This window comes from Microbacterium sp. NPDC060117 (assembly GCF_042729315.1).
Taxonomy (GTDB): domain Bacteria; phylum Actinomycetota; class Actinomycetes; order Actinomycetales; family Microbacteriaceae; genus Microbacterium.
On the sequence record NZ_JBHWXR010000004.1, the window covers coordinates 361,314 to 381,841 of the forward strand.

The 20,528-nt window shown below is 70.8% G+C and carries 16 protein-coding genes and 1 tRNA gene; 7 read left to right on the forward strand and 10 right to left on the reverse strand.

The window, feature by feature from the left end; translation table 11 throughout:
- Window positions 1-4: 4 nt before the first annotated feature.
- Window positions 5-1,381, reverse strand: a complete 1,377-nt coding sequence (locus ACFWCK_RS17535) for an MFS transporter (protein WP_378807078.1) — start codon at window positions 1,379-1,381, stop codon at window positions 5-7.
- Window positions 1,382-1,400: 19 nt separating this feature from the next.
- Between ACFWCK_RS17535 and ACFWCK_RS17540 the strand changes: the two genes are divergently transcribed.
- From ACFWCK_RS17540 to ACFWCK_RS17560, 5 genes are all read left to right on the forward strand, one after another.
- Window positions 1,401-2,375, forward strand: a complete 975-nt coding sequence (locus tag ACFWCK_RS17540) for a hypothetical protein (RefSeq protein ID WP_378807080.1) — start codon at window positions 1,401-1,403, stop codon at window positions 2,373-2,375.
- Between the two features lie 86 nt (window positions 2,376-2,461).
- A tRNA-Ala gene (locus ACFWCK_RS17545) sits at window positions 2,462-2,534 on the forward strand.
- A gap of 122 nt (window positions 2,535-2,656) precedes the next feature.
- Complete coding sequence (locus ACFWCK_RS17550) at window positions 2,657-3,649, forward strand: formylglycine-generating enzyme family protein (protein WP_378807081.1); 993 nt, start codon at window positions 2,657-2,659, stop codon at window positions 3,647-3,649.
- Window positions 3,646-4,008: a YidH family protein gene (locus ACFWCK_RS17555; protein WP_233311440.1), complete on the forward strand. Its 363-nt coding sequence runs from the start codon at window positions 3,646-3,648 to the stop codon at window positions 4,006-4,008. The genes ACFWCK_RS17550 and ACFWCK_RS17555 overlap by 4 nt, the downstream gene beginning before the upstream one ends.
- A complete protein-coding gene (locus ACFWCK_RS17560) occupies window positions 4,005-4,346 on the forward strand; it encodes a YidH family protein (RefSeq protein WP_233311439.1) in 342 nt (113 codons plus the stop codon). The genes ACFWCK_RS17555 and ACFWCK_RS17560 overlap by 4 nt, the downstream gene beginning before the upstream one ends.
- An 87-nt stretch (window positions 4,347-4,433) precedes the next feature.
- On the opposite strand, the gene ACFWCK_RS17565 is transcribed toward ACFWCK_RS17560, so the two are convergent.
- The 4 genes from ACFWCK_RS17565 to ACFWCK_RS17580 are packed head-to-tail and all read right to left on the reverse strand — an operon-like array spanning window position 4,434 to window position 11,288.
- Window positions 4,434-5,879 (reverse strand): glycoside hydrolase family 1 protein, encoded by a 1,446-nt coding sequence (locus ACFWCK_RS17565; protein ID WP_378807083.1) that lies wholly within the window; start codon window positions 5,877-5,879, stop codon window positions 4,434-4,436.
- Window positions 5,880-5,898: 19 nt separating this feature from the next.
- Complete coding sequence (locus ACFWCK_RS17570) at window positions 5,899-8,322, reverse strand: beta-glucosidase (RefSeq protein ID WP_378807085.1); 2,424 nt, start codon at window positions 8,320-8,322, stop codon at window positions 5,899-5,901.
- Between the two features lie 38 nt (window positions 8,323-8,360).
- A complete protein-coding gene (locus ACFWCK_RS17575; RefSeq protein ID WP_378807087.1) occupies window positions 8,361-9,989 on the reverse strand; it encodes a family 20 glycosylhydrolase in 1,629 nt (542 codons plus the stop codon).
- A gap of 24 nt (window positions 9,990-10,013) precedes the next feature.
- Entirely contained in the window at window positions 10,014-11,288 is a 1,275-nt protein-coding gene (locus ACFWCK_RS17580; RefSeq protein WP_378807089.1) for an MFS transporter, read from the reverse strand.
- Between the two features lie 110 nt (window positions 11,289-11,398).
- On the opposite strand from ACFWCK_RS17580, the gene ACFWCK_RS17585 reads away from it, so the two are divergent.
- Window positions 11,399-12,517: a TetR/AcrR family transcriptional regulator gene (locus tag ACFWCK_RS17585; protein WP_378807090.1), complete on the forward strand. Its 1,119-nt coding sequence runs from the start codon at window positions 11,399-11,401 to the stop codon at window positions 12,515-12,517.
- An 85-nt stretch (window positions 12,518-12,602) separates the two neighbouring features.
- Here the strand turns inward: ACFWCK_RS17585 and ACFWCK_RS17590 are convergent, their stop codons facing one another.
- Window positions 12,603-14,453 carry a sulfatase-like hydrolase/transferase gene (locus ACFWCK_RS17590; RefSeq protein WP_378807091.1) on the reverse strand — a complete coding sequence of 617 codons (1,851 nt, stop codon included), beginning with the start codon at window positions 14,451-14,453 and terminating at the stop codon, window positions 12,603-12,605.
- A 97-nt stretch (window positions 14,454-14,550) separates the two neighbouring features.
- Entirely contained in the window at window positions 14,551-15,156 is a 606-nt protein-coding gene (locus ACFWCK_RS17595; RefSeq protein WP_378807093.1) for a TetR/AcrR family transcriptional regulator, read from the reverse strand.
- Window positions 15,157-15,248: 92 nt separating this feature from the next.
- Between ACFWCK_RS17595 and ACFWCK_RS17600 the strand changes: the two genes are divergently transcribed.
- Window positions 15,249-16,550, forward strand: a complete 1,302-nt coding sequence (locus ACFWCK_RS17600; protein WP_378807094.1) for an MFS transporter — start codon at window positions 15,249-15,251, stop codon at window positions 16,548-16,550.
- A 68-nt stretch (window positions 16,551-16,618) separates the two neighbouring features.
- Here ACFWCK_RS17600 and ACFWCK_RS17605 read toward each other — a convergent pair whose 3' ends face one another.
- The 3 genes from ACFWCK_RS17605 to ACFWCK_RS17615 form a co-directional block, all read right to left on the reverse strand.
- Window positions 16,619-17,986, reverse strand: a complete 1,368-nt coding sequence (locus tag ACFWCK_RS17605; protein WP_378807095.1) for an MFS transporter — start codon at window positions 17,984-17,986, stop codon at window positions 16,619-16,621.
- Between the two features lie 71 nt (window positions 17,987-18,057).
- Window positions 18,058-19,827, reverse strand: coding sequence for a sulfatase (locus ACFWCK_RS17610; RefSeq protein WP_378807097.1), 1,770 nt, complete (start codon window positions 19,825-19,827; stop codon window positions 18,058-18,060).
- Entirely contained in the window at window positions 19,827-20,450 is a 624-nt protein-coding gene (locus tag ACFWCK_RS17615) for a PadR family transcriptional regulator (RefSeq protein ID WP_378807098.1), read from the reverse strand. The genes ACFWCK_RS17610 and ACFWCK_RS17615 overlap by 1 nt, the downstream gene beginning before the upstream one ends.
- Between the last annotated feature and the right edge of the window lie 78 nt (window positions 20,451-20,528).

A 20,528-nucleotide genomic window follows, 5' to 3' on the forward strand; every position in this document is an offset into this window, starting at 1 on the left:
CCGCTCAGCCCTCGGCGGGCTGGGCGACCGGCTCCGGGGCGGGGCGACGGATCCCGATCCACGACACGACCCCGCCGACGGCGAACAGGGCGGCGGTGACCCAGGTGGCGCTGTGGAAGCCCGGCAGATTCAGCGTGCCACCGACGATGGTCGAGAGCATCGCCACCACGAGCAGCCCCGCCACGCGCGAGACGGCGTTGTTGACCGCCGAGGCGATGCCGGACCGGTTCTCGTCGATCGATCCGAGGATCGCCGACGTGAGCGGGGCGACCGTCAGCGACAGGCCGATGCCGAGCACGATCATCGCCGGCAGCACCTGCCACCAGTAGTCGAACTCCTTCGAGACCAGGAGCAGCAGCAGCGTCCCCGCGGCCATGGCCAGCGGGCCTCCCGCCATGAACAGGCGAGGCCCCAGCCGTCCGGCGAGGCGGCCCACGCGCGAGCTGAGCAGGATCATCAGGATGGTGATGGGCAGGCTCGCGAGGCCGGCCTCCGTGGCCTTGAGCCCCGCGCCCTGCTGCAGGTAGACGCCGATCACGAATCCGTTCAGCGACAGGGCGGCGTAGACGAAGAGGGTCGACAGGTTGCCCCAGGCGAAGTTGCGTACCCGGAACAGCGACAGCGGCATCAGCGGGTGCGGGCGGCGCTGGCGCAGCAGGAAGACGACCAGCAGGGCTGCGCCCCCGATCGCGGTGACGAGGATCACGGGGGAGCCCCAACCCTGATGCGGCTGCTCGATGAGCGCATAGACGACTCCGCCGAGGCCGATCGCGCAGAGCGCCCCGCTGAGCCAGTCCACCTGCGAGGTGCGCTCGTGCTCCGGCAGGCGGAGTCGGCGCAGGAGCAGGAGCGTGACGGCGATCGGGAGCACGTTGATGAGGAACACGAAGCGCCAGGAGAGCAGGTCCACGAACAGTCCGCCGAGCAGCGGGCCGACCAGCTGCGCGGCGGTCGTGAACGCCGTCCACACCCCGATCGCCCTGGACTGCACCTCGCCGCGCATCACGGCTGTGATCAGGGCGAGCGAGCTCGGAACGAGCAATGCCCCTGCGGCGCCCTGCGCGGCGCGGGCGATGATGAGCACCAGGGGAGTGGGCGCGGCCGCGACGGCGATCGAGGCGATGCCGAACGCGATCAGTCCGATCCGCATCACCAGCACTCGCCCGTAAGCGTCGGAGACGGATCCGGCGAGCAGGATCAGAGCGCTGAGCGTGATCAGATAGGCGTCGACCGCCCACTGCTGGGTGGTGATGCCGCCGCCCAGTTCACGGCTGATCGCCGGCAGGGCGACGGTGACGACGGTGCCGTCGAGGAAGGTGACGAACGACGCGAGGACGGCGACCGCGATGACGAGGCGCTGCAGAGGGGTGAACGAGGCCACGTGGCCGACCCTACTCGCCGTGGCGGACATCGGGGCGGCGGCAGGGCTGCGCGGCCCGGCCTGGGCTCGGCGTGCGCGTGTCGGCGCGGTCGCGGGCGGGCCGTCGCATACCGTGGAGGGCATGAACGGGCCGGTGCTGAGCGGGGGCGTGATCGTCCTGGTCGCGGCGCTGCTGTGGCTGCTCTACTTCCTGCCCTCGTGGCGGGGGCAGCATCAGTACGACGCCGCCGAGCGCAACGCGCTGCGCCTGAACCGCGCCCTGCGGGTGCTCGCGGAGACCAGCGAGGCGCCGCGCGAGGTGCAGCTCGAGTTGAACGCCCGCACGGCCCTCGCCCAGCAGAAGCTGGCGAAGAGGCTGCAGAGCGACCGCGAGCAGGCGGATCTGCAGCGGCTGCGCGAGCAGCTCGCCGCCACGCACGCCGATCCGGCGTTCCTGCGAGCCCGTGCTCGCCGCCGTACGCGACTCGTCGCCACGGTGATGTTCGTCCTCGCGCTCGCCGCGACCGGCGTGGGTGTCTGGCAGCTGGTCGTCGGCGGCTCCTCGATCCTCCTCTGGGCCGGTGGCGCCGTCGCGCTGCTCGCCCTCCTGATGCTGCAGCGGATGGCAGCCGTCGCCCGGCGTGCGGCCCGCCGCTCGGTGCGCATCGTGCCGGCGCCCGCCGTCGACGACTCGTCCGTGCGCGAGACCGAGCTGCACGACCAGGGCCCCCGCACCTGGACGCCGCGCACGCTGCCCGAGCCGCTGACCTCGGTCGCCGGTTCCCGCGCGCACGCGGCGCGCGCCACGATCGACGCTCAGGCGCTCGCACGCGAGGCCGCCCGCGCCGCTGAACTGCAGCGCAAGGCGGATGAGCTCGCCGCTTCGCAGGCGCCCGTGCCGATGCCCGCACCTGCGACCGCGCAGGAGTCGCCGTACGCACGGATGGGCTACGTCGACGACGCCGAGATCGAGGCGCACGTGCGGCGACTGCTCGCCGAGCGCGCCGCGGGCTGAGCCGGATCCGACACGCCCGGCGGGCGTGGCAGGCGCCGCCGATGACGAGTGCGGCAGGATGCCCGTGCTAGGCTGATATGGTTCACGGGCCCATGGCGCAGTTGGTAGCGCGCTTCGTTCGCAATGAAGAGGTCGGGGGTTCGAATCCCCCTGGGTCCACCGGAACAAGAGGCCCCGAGCAGTCGCTCGGGGCCTCTTTCGTGCTCGCCGCGACCTGCGGCGGGCCCGTCCGCGACCGTCCCGATTCGCCGGGTCGCGGGCCGCAGAGGATGATGGATCCCATGGGTGAAGCCTGCGGTCCCGACTGCGCCTGCGGCGCGCCGCCTCGCGACGTGCTGTCCGGCGGGCGCTCGGCGCTTCCGCTGCTCGGCGCGCCGAGTACGGGCGGAGCAGCCGCGGCCGGGCGCCATGCGATCGCGCAGGCGCGGATCCCCGCGGGAACGTTCGTCATGGGCGACTCCTCGGGCGATGAGAACCGTGGAGACGGTGAGACACCCCGGCACGCCGTCGCGCTCGCGGGATACGCGATCGACGCGACGACGGTCACGAACGCCGACTTCGCCCGCTTCGTCGAGGCGACCGGTTACCGCACCGAGGCGGAGACCTTCGGCTTCTCGGCGGTGTTCCACCTCGCGGTGAGCGCTCCCGATGACGACATCATGGGCCCCGCCGCCGGCACGCCATGGTGGTACGGCGTGCGCGGGGCGGACTGGGCGCATCCGGGCGGATCCCGCTCGGATCTCGACGGGCTCGCCGACCACCCGGTCGTGCACGTGAGCTGGAACGACGCCGCCGCGTACTGCGACTGGGCCGGCCGCCGGCTGCCCACCGAAGCCGAGTGGGAGTACGCCGCGCGCGGCGGCCTCGACGGGGCGAAGTACCCGTGGGGCGACGAGGAGCCCGACGACGGCGGCTGGCGCACGAACATCTGGCAGGGGTCGTTCCCCCGTGAGAACACGCTCGAGGACGGCTGGCTGACGACGGCCCCGGTGCGGGCCTTCGCCCCCAACGGCTACGGCCTGTTCCAGCCGGTCGGCAACGTCTGGGAGTGGTGCGCGGACTGGTTCGATCCGCGGGCGTACGAGCGCTCGGCCGAAACGGATCCCCGAGGTCCGTCGCTCGGCATGGCGCGCGTGCTGCGCGGCGGCAGCTACCTGTGCCACATCTCCTACTGCAATCGCTACCGCAACTCCGCGCGCAGTTCCAACACCCCCGACTCGTCGATGGGCAACGCCGGATTCCGCACCGTCTCGCTCCGAACGGAGAACGCATGAGCACCAGTCGCTTCCCCCGGCGCGTCTACGACCGCGGCGAGGAGCCGGACGCCCGGTTCACGCTCGCCAACGAGCGCACGTTCCTGGCCTGGATCCGCACGTCTTTGGCGTTGCTCGCGGGCGGCGTCGCGCTCGAGGCCCTCGGGCTGGGCATGCACCCCGGGTTCCGGCACGCCGCCTCGATCCTGCTCATCGTGGCGGGACTGCTGACACCCGTGCAGGCCTGGCTGGGCTGGATGCGCACGGAGCGTTCGCTGCGGGAGTCGACCCCGCTGGGTCCGCCGTGGATCGCGATCCCGCTCGTCCTCGTGGTCGTCGCGACCGGGATCCTGGTGCTGCTCGGAGTGCTCCTGGCATGACCGGGGGTCCCGAGCGGGTCTTCGACCCCGGCCTGCAGCCCGAGCGCACCGCCCTGGCCTGGCGGCGCACCGCGCTCGCGCTCGCCGGCGGATCCGTCGTGATCATGCGGATCCTGCCGTCGGTGATCGGCGCGGCGGCGCTCGTGCTCGGGTTCGCGGGCCTCGCTCTTGCTCTGGTCGTGCTGGTCGGCTCGCACCGCCGCTACCGGCGTCAGCACCGGGCGCTCACCTCGACCGAACCGGTCGTGCTGCGCTCGGGCTGGCCGGTGGTCGCGCTGACGGCGGCGACGCTGCTCGTCGGGGTGCTCTGCCTGCTGTTCGTGCTCGGCCGCGGCTGAGGAGCGCCGTCGGGCGCTGAGGGGACGCGAAACACCCCGGGCGCCCCCCCGATGAGAAGGGCGGCCCGGGGTGCTGCGGGCGGGCGGTCAGACGATCGCGCGGAGGCGCTCGTCGAGCGCGTCGAGCGCCTCCGCCGAGAGCACGTCCTTCGCCATGCCGGCCACGGCGGCGAGCGGGAAGCCCCGGGCCATGCCGATCATCGGGTGCGCGCCGATTCCGGGGGCTGCGGCCTCGAGCAGGGCCCGGCTGCGCTCGTCGTCCAGGAGGTCTCCCAGCGGCGAATCCCGGGAGAACAGCGCCGGCGCTCCGGAGGTCGCGATCGGATCAGGAGCGAAGGACGCGGTCCCGGCGGGGATCGCGGAGGCTCCTGAGCGGGCGACCTCGCCCAGCCAGGCGAGGCTCGGCTTGGGGGTTCGGGCGAAGGTCTCCCGATCGACGGCGATCAGTCCGAACGTCGGCGCCCAATGCCCCCACTCGTAGTTGTCCAGCGCAGACCAGTGCAGGTAGCCGCAGATGTCGATGCCGTCCTCGATCGCCGCGGCGAGATGCCGGAGCGCTTCGGTCGTGTAGGCGATGCGGCGCGTGTCATCTCCGGTCGCGATGCCGTTCTCCGTCACGAGAAGCGGGAGTCCGGTCACCTCGTGCGCGTGCCGCAGGGCCAGACCGAGGGCGTCCGGACGATACGCCCATCCGGTGATGGTGTTGTCCGGGTGCGCCGGGTGCGGCACGGGGCCGTGCTCGTTCACCGGCTGGCTCGTGTACGACTGCACGCCCACGAAGTCGTCGTCGCGCGAGGCCTCCAGGTAGAGGTCCTCCCATGCCCAGGTGACCTCGCGGAACACCTCCTCGTTCCCCGGGGTCGGCGTGAACGCCTGCTGCGCGATCGTCCAGCCGACCTTCGCGGTGGTGCGCTCGCGCAGCACCGTCGTCGCGATCCGGTGCGCCTCGATCATCCGCTCGCCGAGTGCGGGATCCGGGCTCAGGGGGCCGTCGTGCGCCAGCGTGAGCCCCTCGCCGGCCCCGGACACCGTGCCCGCGAGGAACTTCTGCATGAGGGCGACCATGTTGGGCTCGTTGATGGTGCACACCCATTCCACGCCGCCGAGGATCGTCGAGGCCTTTTCGACGTAGCGGCGCCAGCGCTCCAGGGCCTCGTCTCCCATCCAGCCGCCCGCCTCCGCGAACCAGTACGGCGAGGTGAAGTGGTGGAGCGTGATGACCGGCTCGAGTCCGTGCTCGCGGGCGGTCTCGATCATGCGGCGGTAGTGAGCGAGCTCGGCGAGCGACCAGCGGTCGCGCTCCGGTTCGATCCGCGCCCACTCGATGCTGAACCGGTAGGCGTTCAGCCCGGCCTCGGCGAGGAGGCGCATGTCCTCCGGGTAGCGGTGGTAGCTGTCGTCGGCGTCGCCGGAGTACTCGGCGAGAAAGCCGTCGCCCTCCCAGCGCCAGATGTCGCTGGACGTGTTGTTGCCCTCCACCTGGTGGGCGGCCGTGGAGGCTCCCCAGAGGAACCCTTCTGGTACTCGTGACATGGATCCGTCTCCTCGTTCGTCAGTCGATCGTGATGATGTGCTCGTCGCCGAGGGCGTCGATGCCGGCCCCGAGGCGCACGGCGTAGCGCCCGGGCTCGGCGATCCAGGCGTGCTCCTCGACGGACCAGTGCTGGAAGGCGCGACGCGGGATCGTGATCGCGATCGGCGTCGCGACCCCGGCCTCGGCGCGGACCGTGGCGAAACCGGCGAGCCAGAGCGCGGGGCGGTCGATCGCGGAGTCGTCCACGCGGGACACGAAGGCCTGGAGCACCTGCTTGCCGGCGCGGCTCCCCACGTTGGTCACGGTCGCGGAGACTCGTGCGCCCCCGTCCGAACCGATGGCCTTCTCGTCAGCGATGCGCCACTGCGTGTAGCCGAGACCCGACCCGAAGGCTGCGACCGGTGCGGGACCCTCCGGGCGTCGGGCCCAGGCGCGGTAGCCGATGTGCAGACCCTCGTCGTACGTCAGCGTGCCGTCCTGCGGGGTCGTGTTCCACACCGGCACGTCCTCCTGGTCGCGGGCCCAGGTCGTGGTCATCCGGCCGCCCGGCTCCACGGCACCGCTGAGCACATCGGCGAGAGCGGTGCCGAACTCCTGCCCGGGGAACCAGCTCAGCAGCACCGCCGCCACGTCGTCGACCCACGGCGTGAGCACCGGCGCCCCGGAGTTCACGACGACGACCGTGCGGTCGTTGACGGCGGCGATCCGCCGCACCAGGTCGTCCTGACCCTCGGGAAGAGCGAGGGATGGCCGATCGAAGCCCTCGGACTCGATGCTCTCGCTCGTGCCGACCACGACGATCGCGACGTCCGCATCCCTGGCCGCATCGACCGCGTGCTGCAGCTCGGCGGCCGGATCGCCGAAGACGCTCTCCGTGCCGAGCAGGATCATCGCGAACGGGAAGCCCCCGGGCAGGAACGGCACGAGGTCGAGTTCGATCTGCACCTGCTGGCCGGCCTCGAGATCCACTTCGGCGGAACGCACAGGGGGATTCAGCACGCCGGAGACGAGGTCCTCGGTCATCGGGGCGATCTCCTCGTCCACCATGATCTCGCCGTCGATCCGCAACGTCGCGTGTCCCAGGCCGGCGAAGCCGACCCTCTGCGGGCCCGACTGCTCCGCGGTGTAGACCGTGCGGAACTCGAGCCTCCTCGATCGTGCCAGCTCCGGGGCGAAGAGCCAGCCGAAGCGTCCGGAGGGGAACGTCTCGGAGCCGAACTCCTCGCCGGACTCGCCGATGTAGCGCACCAGGGTCCCCGCCTCGCCGTCGGGAGTCCTGAGCACTCCTCGGGGGAACGGGCGGAGTTCGGCCACCGGTGGCAGGCCCGGTGCCGCCACGGCGCCGGGGAATGCCTCGGCGATGCCATCCCAGGGCGAGTGCTCGACCGCTGGGAAGACCATGGCCGAGCCGCCACCCTGACCGCGACCGCGCAGGGCGTGCTGGCCGATGACGGCGACCTTCGGCGCGCCCTCGAGCGGCAGGACGCCGTCATTGCGAACGAGCACCATGCCGTCCGCGGCGGCCTCGCGCAGCAGCGCGGCGATCGCGGGCGCGGTCCAGGACGGGACGTCCTTCGCCGCAGGTGCGCCTTCGAGCGCGCCGACCCTGGCCGCGAGGCGCAGCAGACGCTCGACCTTCTCGTCGAGCGCGGATTCGGCGACTTCGCCGGATCGCACCGCGGCCACGAGAGCGGCGCCCCATGGACCGTCCGGGCCGGGCATGACGAGGTCCTGCGCCGCGTTGGCGCTCTGCACGGTGTCCTTCACACCGTTCCAGTCGGAGACCACGACGCCGTCGAAGCCCCACTCGTCCTTCAACGGGGTGCGCAGCAGATCGTTCGATGCGGCGTGCGCGCCGTTGATCCTGTTGTACGACGACATGACCATCCAGGCGCCCGCCTGCACGGCCCGCTCGAACGGGGCGAGGTAGAGCTCGCGCAGCGTGCGCTCGTCGACGATCACATCGACGCTGTCCCGCTCGGTCTCGCTGTCGTTCGCGATGTAGTGCTTGGGCGTGGCCCCGACACCCTCGGCCTGCAGAGACTCGATGTAGGCGGCGGCGATCTCGCCGGTCAGCCACGGGTCCTCGCTGTACGCCTCGAAGTGCCGCCCGCCGCGCGGTGAGCGGTGCAGGTTGATCGTCGGGCCGAGCACGACCCCGACGCCCTTCGCGCGCGCTTCGGCCGCGATGAGCTTTCCGAGTCGTCTCACGCGGTCGAGATCCCAGCTGGCGGCGATCGATGTGGCGGAGGGCAGGCTCGCCGAGGGATCCCGGTCGTCCATCGCGGGGCCTCGGACGCCGGTCGGGCCGTCCGAGACCATGATCGTCGACAGGCCGACAGCCGGTTCGGCGGCGAACGTCCAGGTCGAGGCCCCGGTGAGGAGCGTCACCTTCTGTTCCAGGGAGAGGCCGGATACGAGCGAGGGCAGGTCGGGTGTCATGTCGTCTTCTTTCGTGGAGTGGATCCGGCGGTCGACCGTCATCGTGCGCCGCCGGGCAGGGGGAAGTACGCGAGGCGGTCTCGGCGCCAGAGCGGCTCCTGGGCGGCGAGACGGGGGCGGATGTCACCCCAGTCGCGTGCGGGCCCGGCGTCCCACGCCCGCTGGGCGAGCGCCGGCAAACGGGGCAGGAGCAGGAACGTCAGATCGTCGAAGCTCTGCACGGTCTCGCACCAGATGGCCGCTTCGAATCCGACGACGTCGAGGCCGCTGTCCTCGTCGAATCCGGGGATCGGGACGGTCGCCGCGCGTTCGATCGTGACCGCGGGGTAGGCGGGAAGGCCGAGCCGCGCGCGAAGCGCCTCGACCTCCGGATCCTCCGAGGGCTCGGCGTAGGGCGCGTCGAGGTAGGCGATGTCCGTGCGGGACATGATGACCCTCGCCCGCTGCGCGATCATCCGCTCCGGGTCGCCGGCAGCCTCGGCGAACGTCGTCGCGAGCATCTCGAGGAGCTTCGGCGGGAGCATGCTGAGGAGCGGGTTCTCGCCGGCGTCGGGGAGAGGCGCCTCGCCGATCCACAGCTGCACCAGCTCGCCGGGCTCGGCCGTCGCGCGGATCGTCTCCTGCCAGCCGACCGGCACCTTCCCGTGCGCGCGGACGATGGCCCTGGCGCGGGCGACGAAGGCGTCGTGCAGCTGCTGCGGCATGCCGAAGGCCTCATCGCCGCCGATGTGCAGGTACGGTCCGGGTGTCACGGCGGCCACGGCCGCGATCACATCGTCGACGAAGGCCCAGACATCGTCCTTGCGGGGGTCGAGGAACTGCGGGGCGAAGTCCTCGGCGGCCATGCGCGCGACGGCCTCCATCGGGTCCGCGATGACCGGTTGAGCGAGCCCGGTGGGCGACAGTGCGGGGTACGCGGCGATCGCCGCCCCGCTGTGACCCGGCATGTCGATCTCCGGCACGACCGTGACGTGGCGGGCTGCCGCGTAGGCGACGACCGCGGCGTAGTCGTCCTGCGTGAAGAAGGGAGTGTCGCGCGGCGTCAGCGCGGGGCGGGCGGGGATCTCGAGACGCCAGCCCTGCTCGTCCGTCAGGTGGAGGTGCAGCACGTTCATCCGGTACCGCTCCAGCAGGTCGATCACCCGGAGCACGTCGGCCGGCGTGAAGGCGTGCCGCACGACGTCGAAGGAGAGGCCGCGCCAGGCCAGCGCGGGCCCGTCGAGGATCCGCACGGCGGGGATCGCAACGGTGCCGGCGGAGCGGGGCGAGTGCTCCGTGAGCGCACGCAGCACGGTCGCCGCGTGGTGCAGCCCGACGGCCGCGCTCCCGACGAGGCGCGCCCCGTCCGGGGTGACGAGGAGAGAGAAGCGCTCCGCGTCGAGGGGCGAGCCGTCCGGTGCCAGGCCGTGCGCCGGCGGAATCGCGGCCAGCGCCTGATCCTCGGGATCGACGAGGAGGTGGATCCCCCCTGGCACCGCAACGCCGACGAGCGGCTCGCCCAGCCGCACGCCGGTCGCCGCGCGCAGGCGGTCGACGAGAAGAGCTGCGAGGGGGAGCAGATCCGGCGAGGAGACGGTCACGAGGGTCTCCTCGGAGAGGACCAGGATCCCCGGGAGCTCCTCCACGAAGCGCGGCGCCGGGAGGAGCAGGGATGCAGGCGAGATCATGAGTGCCTTTCAGGTCGGGTGAGGTCAGCGCACGCTGCGGATGGGGAGGACAGCCAGCGCACCCGCGATGCCGATGGCGCCGACGACGAGGAACAGCGGGCCGTAGCCGAGCGCCATCACGAGGAAGCCCGCCGCGGCGGGTGCGACGGTGCCGGGGAGGGTCGCGGCCAGGTTGAGCACGCCCAGATCCTTCCCGTAGGCCTCGGGGTCCGGGAGCACGCTGGACATGAGGGCCTGGTCGACGGCCACGAACGCACCGAAGCCGATCGTCACCACGATCGACTGCAGGATGAGACCCAGGACGGTCGGCACGAGGAACGGGATCGCGGCGCCGAGGGCGATGAACAGGCCTGCGGCGAGGACGATCGGCTTGCGGCGGCCGATGCGGTCGGAGAGCGGCCCGGAGATCGCCGTCGCGACGAGGAGTCCGGGAAGCGCGATCAGGCTCAGCAGCGGGACGAGGGAGGTCGCCTCGGCGAGTGTCAGTCCGACGTAGTCCTGAGCGATGTAGAGGGAGTACGTCGAGGTCATGTAGTAGCCGCCGAAGAGCAGGATCCGTCCCAGGAAGCCCCAGAAGAAGTCCGGGTGGCGTACGGGATTGACCCAGAACGCCGACAGGAACGCGCCCAGCGAGAACGGGCGACGCGCTTCGCCGCGGTTGTCGCGTCCGCGCACGACGAGGGTGAACAGCAGGATCAGCACGACGACGAGTCCCGCGACGCTCGCGTAGCCGAGAGGGATCCGGCGCACGAAGAAGGAGCCGAGGATCGGGCCGAGGACGGCGCCGAGCAGGACGCCGAGTCCGACGAACGTCGAGTACCGGCCGCGGAAGCGCTCGGGTACGCGGTCGGGGAGAAGCGCCGAGAACGGTCCTTGCCAGGCGTTGAACCCGAACTGCACGACGAGCATGCAGACGGTGAGCGTCGCGACGTCGGGTGCGAGCCCGGCGGTGAGCAGGCCGACAGTGCCGATCGCCGCGCCGACGAGCATCCAGGGGTGCCGCGACCCCCATCGTGAGCGCGTGCGATCGGAGAGCACTCCGAAGACGGGCTGCGCGAGCATCGCCGCGATCGCGGAGAGGGAGTTGATCAGAGCGAGGTGCTGGATCTTGGCGGCGGCGTCGAACTCCTGCACCTGGATCGCCATGAAGAAGGCGGCGACGCCGTAGGCGATCGGGGCGGCCGCGGCGGCGAACGGTGCGAGACGGAACAGGCGACGCAACTCCGCGGGCAGGCGGTGCGCCGCGGGGGCGGCATCGCTCTCGAGGGTGGGGGGCGGGGCATCAGCATTGGTGGACATCGGTGTCTCCAAAGGCGAGGGTTCGGGATCACTGTTCCGGTGCCTCATCGCTCCCAAACAGTGTCACCACCGTAGTGGTAACTATTCAGATCTGCAAGACTCGATCGATCATGATGAACGAGACGAGGGCCCGGGGCAGCTACCGCACGGGGCGCGAGCGGGTGGAGCGGATCCTCGATGCCGCCCACGAGCTGTTCGTGGCGCAGGGGTATCGGGCGACGTCGCTGCGGGACATCGCCCGAGCTGCCGGCGTCTCCCACCCCGCCGTCCTGCGCTACTTCTCGTCGCGCGGCGAGATCCTCACCGCTCTCATCGCACGCCTGGACGCCGAGAGCGCCCAGCGCTGGGATCGTCACCGTGAGGCGGGGGACGGACCCATCTCCGCGGCGGCGATCGCGCGGGGAGGGCAGGCGGTCCCGGGCTGGATCGAGCTGTTCACCGCGCTGCTCGGGGAAGGCACGAGTCCGACCCATCCCGGCCACGCGCTGATGTTGGAGCGTCGACGCAGGGGGGCCGTACTCGCAGGGGACGCGCTCGCGGGCCTCAGGATGACCGGGGCGCAGGGCGAACTCGAGCTCCGGCTGCTCGTCGCGGGCTGGGAAGGGATGCAGATCCTGTGGCTGTACTTCCCCGGCGAGATCGACCTCGTGGAGCAGCTCGCACGGCACGAGATCGGCTCCCGCAACCCGACCGGCCCGTCACCGGCCATCCCCGCCGTGGTCGCCGCGCCGGAGCGGGAGCGGCACGAGGTGATCGCGGCGGCGGCGCGCCAGTACGCCGAGCACGGTTACTACGAGACATCGATGCAGGCGGTCGCGGATGACGCCGGGATCACCCGTGCGGCCCTCATCCACATCGCGCCGACGAAACGCGCCCTGCTGGATGTGGTGCTCACCGAGCTCTTCGGCGCGCCGGATCACACCGAGGTGCTCGGGCTCACCGCGCGGCCGCGCTGGGTCACGGCGGCCGAGGTGGTGCTGCTCTGCGAGGCGACCGTTCCGTCTCATCCGGCGCACGCGTTCTTCCGCGAGCGCCTCTCCGCTGCCCGGGCATCGGTGGGGACCATGCTCGCGGACGAGGGCGTGAGCGACCCCGCGATCGAAGCGGACTGGGTCGTCGGATCCTGCCTCGGAATCCTCATCGCATGGCTCTACGAACCGGAGCTCGTGGACCCCACCGCCCTGCTGCAGGGAGTCCTCAGCCGGGTGCGCTCCCACGCGACGCAGTGACGAGCACGAAGCGGACCGCCCCGGAGAGGTGCGGGCCGCTTCGCCGTGTCGAACCGACCTGCGTCGCGTCCTGCTCGTCGGTCGATCAGTGTGCGGAGAGGACCGCGCGCACGTCGAACACGGCCGACTCCGGCGTGTAGGTTCCGTCGAGCTGGAACAGCAGGTACCGCGCGGCGCTCCCCAGGTACTCGTGCCCGCAGCCGACCGCCGTCTCGACGGCGTCCCGATACGGACGGACCCGACCGAGATCCAGGAAGGTGAGGGCATTCGCCGCCTCGAGTCGAGTCCACACGCTGTCGAGGTCGCGAAGGATCCCGGCGAGCACGCGGTAGGCGGCTTCGTCGCCGGTGATGCGGGCGAGCGCCTCGGCGGCGGGGATCACGACGGACGCGTCCGGATCCTCGAGCGCTCGCCGCAGCGCCACGGCCGCCGGTCCCGTGGCCGGATCCGGCGCGAGTGCGAGCAGCCCGATCGCACCCCACCGTCGCACCGTCGGATCCGGGTCCTCCAGTGCGGCGAGGAAGTCCTCGACGGCCGAGGCGTCCCGATCGGCGCCGCGGTCGGCGAGCGTGAGCACGCGCTCGAGCGGGTAGGCGCCGGGCGCCCGGCTCTCATCCCAACCCTGCGCGGGGGAGTCCTCGGCCAGGAACCCGTTGTCGTGCACGGCGAGGATGTGCGCGCGCAGTGCGGCGCGCAGCTCCGACTCTACGTCTGCCCCCGCGGGGGAGCCGGCGAGGTTCACGACCTCGTGCGGGTCGCTCTCGAGGTCGTACAGCTCGGCCCCCGGGGCGGGCTGCCACCAGCGCTCCTGTGCGGCGTCGAGCCGGCCGTCGAGGTGCGCCCGCTCCCAGGCGCGATAGCCCGCGGCGTTCCAGGCGAATGCCTGATGCTGCAGGTGCGGGCGGTGCGGCGTGTAGTTGCGGATGTAGCGGTACCGCCCGCTGCGCACCGTGCGCGCCAGCTGGTAGCGCTCGTCCATGCGGTTGCGTGCGCTGTACGCATGGGTGGGCAGCAGGCGCGTGAGGGGGTCGGCCCCCATGTGCGCGGGAACATCGAGTCCCGCCAGGTCGAGCAGGGTGGGGGCGATCGCGAGTGTCGACACCGGCGAGACGACGCGCGCGCTGGGAGCGCCCAGTGGGGAGCCGAGTCGCTCGGGGACGGCGATGATGAGCGGGACGTGCACGCCCTCCTCGTAGAGGAAGCGCTTGCTGCGCGGCATCACCCCGCCGTGGTCCGACGTCAGCAGGACGATCGTGTCCTCGGTGAGGCCGTCCTCGTCCAGCTGGGCCAGCAGCCCGGCGACGAAGGTGTCATACGCGGCGACGGCGGAGTAGTAGACGGAGAAGTCGCGGCGCACGGCGGGGTCGTCGGGCAGATAGGGCGGGACCTCGACGGCCTCGAGGGGGACCGCCGGCGGAAAGGGCTTCCGGTCCATGCGGGCGAGGAACGGCGCGAGCGCCGCCATGAACGGCGAGTTCTCGTCGAAGACCGAGGACTCGTGCGAAGCGTCGAAGTTGAACACCGCGACGAACGGCGTGCCATCGGGCCGATCGCGCCAGTGCGCCGTCGCCGAGCTCTCCGCCCAGATGGCGGCGGGATCGAAGGCGGCGTTGTAGTCGGTCTTGGCGTTGTTGGTGCAGTAGTAGCCCGCCTCACGGAAAAGCTCTGGATAGGTGGTCATCCAGTCCGGCACCGACGCCGAGGACCGCATCCGGTCGGCGGGGGAATGACTTTCGGGTGCGATGCCGGTGAGCAGGCCGAACCGCGAGGGGGCGCACACCGGTGCGGGCGAGCTCGCCGCGGTGAACAGCACCCCGCGCCCCGCGAGGGCGTCGATCGCGGGGGTGACGGCGAGCCTGTCGCCGTAGCAGCCGAACCACGGCGGACAGTCCTCCGAGACGATCCAGAGCACATTGGGGCGCTTTTCCGAGTCCACATCGACCTCTCTCTAACTACCGAGTACTCAGTAGTTATAACAGAGCGGATCGGATCGGGCCAGCCCTCGGTGGGCTCCGGGCTGCCGCCGTCCGGCTTCAGTCCTCGACGAGTGGCGCGACGGCCGCGTCGAATGCGGCGATGAGGTCGAAGCCCGGCCGCAGCAGGTACTGCAGCTGCAGCCCGTCCATGAGGGCGATGACCTGCGACGCCGCGTCGTCGGCGTCGAGGCCCTGGGTGAGCCGCCCTGCACGGATGTCGCGGCGCAGATAGTCCTTGAACTGCAGCACGGCCCCGCGGTAGCGGCGCAGGAAGTAGTCGTGGGCGGGATGCTCGGGATCCGTCGCCTCAGCGGCAAGGGTCACGAAAAGCCGCATGAAACCGGGGCGTTCGAGGTTGCGACGCAGGATGTGCCGGCAGGACTCGAGCATCCCTCCGCTCTCGTAGGCGGCATCGAGGGCTTCCTGATCCGCCTCGTTGCGGCGTTCGAGCGCGGCCAGCAGCAGTTCCTCCTTGGTGGGGAAGTAGTGCAGGAGGCCCTGGATGGTGAGCCCGATCTCGTCGGCCACGGTCTTGAGTGAGCCCTGCCGGTACCCCTGGCGCCCGAACACGGCGACGGCGGCGTCCAGGATCTGGGCTCGGCGCTCCTCGGGGTTGAGGCGGGCTGCCCTGATGCGCCGGGTCGGCGTCGACTGATCCGTCATGTCCTGATCGTATCGATTTCGGCGGAGGTCTTGCGCTATCTACTGAGTACTCGGTAAATATGGATCACCCGCCAGAGAAAGGCCACACCGCCGTGGACGAACACCGCACCGATGCAGCATCCCTCGATCCGATCGCCGTGACGGCAGAGGAACCCCCGACGCCCGCAGCGCCCGAACGGCTCGTCACGGCCGGCTTCCAGACGTCGCTCTTCTTCGCCTTCCTCGGCACCTGGACAGCGCTCCTGCCCGCCACCGGCATCACACTCGCTCTCAAGGTGAACCAGATCGATCCGGCCGGCAAAGCCACGAGCCTCTCGCTCGTCCTGGGGGTCGGCGCGTTCGTCGCCCTCGTCGCGCAGAACATCTTCGGCGCCTTGAGCGATCGCACCTCGAGCCGGTTCGGCATGCGCCGCCCCTGGATCCTGGGCGGGATGGTGACCGGGGCCGCCAGCCTCATCGGGCTCGCCTTCGCATCGAACATCCCGATGCTCATCGGTGCGTGGGCGCTCACCCAGCTGACGTTCAACATCCTGCTCGCCGGACTCAACCCCGTCATCCCCGACCAGGTGCCACGGCGTCAGCTTGGCCGGGTCTCCGGACTCGTCGGGATCACCCAGGTCCTCGCCAGCGTCGCCGGCGCCTTCCTCGCGCAGGCATTCCTGCCCAATCTCACCGCCGCGATCCTCATCCCCGGCATCGCACTGCTCGTGCTCGTGACCGTGTTCCTCTTCGTGCTCAAGGACCGTCGGCTCCGTCGCGAGGACGTCGCCCCGTTCGACCTGCTGCTCTTCCTCAAGGCGTTCTGGACGAGCCCGCGCAAGGCCCCCGACTTCGCCCTCGCCTGGGTCTCGCGCCTGCTCGTGACGTTCGGCAACATGACCCTCGCGAACTACCAGCTCTACTTCCTGCTTGATCGGTTCGGATTCACTCAGGCCGACGTGGGGCAGGCGGTGCTGCTGCTCACGCTCATCGGCGCCGCGACGACCATTCCGACGAGCATCCTGCTCGGGCGGCTGTCGGATCGGCTCGGGCGGCGCAAGATGTTCGTGCTGCTCTCGGCGATCATCGTCGCCATCGCGCACATCGTCGCGGCGATGGCGCCCTCTTTCGCGGTGTTCGTGATCGCCGCCGTCGTCGCCGGACTCGCGCTCGGGGCGTATCTCGCGGTCGACCAGGCGCTCATCGCCGAGGTGCTGCCCTCCCGCGGCGACGTGGCAAAGGACATGGGCGTGCTGCACCTCGCGAACGTGCTGCCGCAGACGCTCGTCCCGGTCACGGCCCCGCTGTTCCTGATGATCGGCGGCGGCGACAACTACGCTGCGCTCTTCATCGGCGGCGCGATCATCGCGATCATCGGAGCGGTCGTCAACCAGTTCATCCGCTCCGTGCGCTGACGACGGCGACGAAGCGGTCCGCCCCGGAGGTGCGGGCCGCTTCGCCGTGGGAACAGGACACCGACGGATCAGGAGGTGAGCGCGAGCCGGCGGGCCTCGAGTTCGTCGGCGACAGTCCTGACGTCGCGCGGGTAGGTGCGGTACAGGATCCCCAGCACGGCCGCGTTGACCAGCATGAGGATCACGAGCACCCAGAGGAACACGGCCTGCAGGCCGAGGGCGTTCGCGAGGAACCCGGCGCCGATCGAGAACACGGCCCAGCCGATCGCCTCGAAGATCGTGATCATGATCGCGAAGGCCTGGCCGCGCAGCTCGGGCAGCGTGATGGCCATGATGATCGGCCGGTTGACGCCCGGGTTCATGCCCTGCGCGATGCCCATGAGTCCCCAGATCAGTGCATAGACGCCGATGCCCGTGTACGCGAACTGGGTGCCGAAGAACGCGACGACCGCGAACAGCACCTGTGCGGCCTGGATGTAGGCGACACGGCCGCGCTGCGGCGCCCGGCGGTCGAGGACGCCCACGAGGAAGCCTCCGCCGAGCGTGCCGAGGAAGTAACCGATGCCGAAGGGGAGCGCCGCGATCGCGGCCGTGGCATTGTCGAAGCCGCGCACCGTGACGAGGAACTGGATCCCGAACACGCCGATCAGCAGGTGCCCCGAGAGCAGGCGGGAGACCATCATCACGACGTAGGACGGGACGCGGAACAGTGACATCACGCTGCGGAAGGTGGGCTTCACCTCGGCGCGTTTCTCCGCGGCCAAGCCGGCGAGCTGCTTCTCCGCGGCGCCGACGCCCGGATCCTTGAAGAGCGCGAGGATCGCGGCGCCCGCGAGGATGCAGACGCCGCCGAGCGCCCACATGCCCCAGCGCCAGCCGTCGGCGAAGTGCGAGAGCTGCGCGATGAGCGGGCTGAGGACGGCGCCGATGCCCGCGGCGGCGCCGTAGAAGATGCCCACCGCGCGGGCGCGGTTCTTGTCGTCGAAGAGATCCGAGACCACGGCGTTCGCGATCGGCTGGGCGCCGATGAGCGCGGCGGCCATCAGGGTGTTGAAGATCAGGAGGGCGAGGAAGTCGTGCGAGAAGCCCGCTGCGATGCCGAAGGCCCCGGCCAGTGCGGTGCTCAGGGCCAGCGCGGTGCGGCGCGACGTCCTGCCCGAGATCCAGACCCAGGCGGGTCCGAACGGGACCGAGATGATCTTCCCTGCGGCGGCGAGCAGGCCCAGATGGCCGTTGTCGAGGCCGAGGGCCTTGGCGATGGTCGGGAACAGCGTCGTGGTCAGTCCGCCCTCCGTGCCGTCGACCACGAGCATGCCGGTCAGAGTGAAGAGGTTGCGCCAGCGGTGCGGCACGTGAGCCGCCTTCTCGGCGCGGATCACCGAGGTGGGCGTGCTCGCGACTGGGGCGAGGGGCGGGGCGGAATCGGGTGCGGACATAGGGGTCTCCTGGATCATCGTCGATCGAGCAGGCGGATGGGGAGGGGGAGAGAAAGGACCAGGGGCGGACGTCAGAGGGCTGAGAGCTCCTGGGCGACGCCGCGCAGCAACGCCGGGGGCAGGGCGATCGTCGCCGCGAGCTGGTAGAGCGACGTGCTGCCGAGCATGCCGAGGGTCTCGGTGTGCACGAGCTGCGGCACCGCGCCCCGCAGCACCTCGACGGCGAGCGGGTGCGAGAGCAGCTCCGGCAGCGGTGTGCCGAGCCCGAACCGTCCGGCTGGGAAGTCGTCGAGCGGCGGGAGCGGCTGGGCCGCGGCCGTCGCGAGCGCGGCCTGCGCGGCGACGAGCAGGTGCTCCTCGCGGGGCTCGTCGTCCGAGGGGATGCCAAGCCGCGCGTACTGGCTCTCCGGGGCGTCGTTCTCGTGCAGCAGTCGGGCGAGCAGGCGGAGCATGCGCAGTTCCAGCCCGGGATCGTCGAGAGGATGCCGCTGCTGCGGATCCTCCTGCAGATCGAAGAGCAGCGTTCCGTGCAGGAACGGACTCACCATCGCCGAACCGCGCAGCCGCAGTGGGCGGACGCCCTTCATGAACGGGAACGGCTGGGCGAGCTCCGCGCCGGCGAACTCCGCCGGTGCGAACCGTCCGCGCATGTGCGTCGGCATGAGGGTGTACTCCTCGAGCGGCGCGTTCTGCGGCGTGGCACAGGCCCGCATGTAGACGTACCGCCCGTCCGTGACGTTGACGTGCCCTCCGTGGATGCCGAAGAGCGCGCCCTCGTGGATCGGAGCGTCCGCTCCGTCCCGGGCTTCGGATCCGCTCGGGCGGAGCGCGATCCCGAGCATGTCGTCCGTGGGGGCGACGCCGAAGAGGTCCAGCAGGGTCGGGGCGATGTCGATGGTCTGCACCAGATCGTCGTTGCGGATGCCGGCCTCGCCCGTGCGCGGATCCCAGAGGAACGCGGGCAGGTGCACGAGCTCCTCGAACCAGGGCTGCACGCTCTTCGCCCACCATCCGTGCTCGCCGAGGAGGAATCCGTGATCCGTGTTGACGAGCAGCAGGGTGTCGTCCCACATGTCGTGCTCGTCCATGAAGTCCAGGACCCGGCCCAGCGACCTGTCGCACATCGAGACGAGCGCCTTGTACTCGGAGCGGGCGTGCTCGACCTGGTCTTCGGGCTCGGTGACCTTCGCATAGGGCGGCCAGTCGAACTCCGGCCCCTCGTAACGATGCGGATAGAGCCGGCGGTACTCCTCATAGGTGAAGAACGGCTCGTGCGGATCGAAGCACTCGATCTGCAGGAACCACTTGTCGGCGTCAGCGTTCGTGGCGAGGAACTCCAGACCCGCATCGAAAGTGCGGGTCTGCGGATGGTCGGTCTCGCGCGTGAGATATCCGCGATTGATCGCGTCCTGCCGCTGCAGGCGGTCCTTGAACCCGATGAGCGGGCCCATCGCTGCGACATCGGCCTTCCAGGTGTCGCCCTCCTGTCCGCGGAAGAACTCCCAGGTCGTGTAGCGCGTGTGATAGGTCGCGCCGCCGTCCTCCCAATAGTGCGGATGGTCGCTCGCGAGGTGGGTGTGCACGCCCGCCTTGCCGAGCATCTCCGGCATCGAGTCGTCCCAGGGCTCGAGCGGCCCCCAGGAGCGGTGCAGGAAGTTGTGCCGCCCGGTGTGCAGCTCGCGACGGGCGGGCATGCAGGGCATGGAGCCGGCGTAGAACCGATCGAAGGTCACCGTCCGCTCGGCGAGGCGGCGGAAGTTCGGTGCGTGGATCTCGTCCGTGCCATAGGGCGGCAGCATGTGCCGGTTCAGGCTGTCGAACATGACCATGATCGCGCGCATCAGCGGGTCGCTCCGCTCTCGGACGTCTCGGCCGCAGGCCGGTGCGAGGCGGCCGGGGCGGATCCGATCACTCCGTCGAGCAGGTCCCGGCGCAGCTCGCGCAGCATGTCCATGTACCCGTCGATCGCGGCCATGCCGTAGACGTGCAGGCGCTCGTTGAACGCGGCGGCGAACTCGTAGTCGAACTCGACGTCGGGGGCGACCTGCAGGGTGCGGTCGCGGAGGCGGAAGCGCGCGACCTGCTCCTCCCGCGCCGTGAGCTCGGTCTCGATGAGGCCGATGAGCTGCTCCCGGGTCATGAACCCCGCGAAGCTGAGGCGCGCGCCGAACTCCGGATCCTGGAAGCGGCTCGGCGGGCTGTAGGGCCCGGTGAGCCAGTCGAGCAGGACGGTCATGCCCTCCGGGGTGACGCGGTAGATCTTCGCATCCTGAGCGCCGGGACGGTCGTCGACCGTGAAGACGACCCAGCCGCGCTCGACCATGCCGGCGAGCGAGCGGTAGACCTGGCTCATCGTCGTGTTCGACCGCAGGAAGCGTCCGTGCGTGTCGAGGTAGCGCTTGATCTCGTAGCCGGTGGACGGCTTCTCGCCGATCAGGCCGAGGAGGAGGTGCTCGAGCTTCATTGATCCAACCTATGACTCTTGTGTCATCCTCGCGATGACAGACCGAGGATGACACAAGAGTCATAGGTGCGTCAAGAG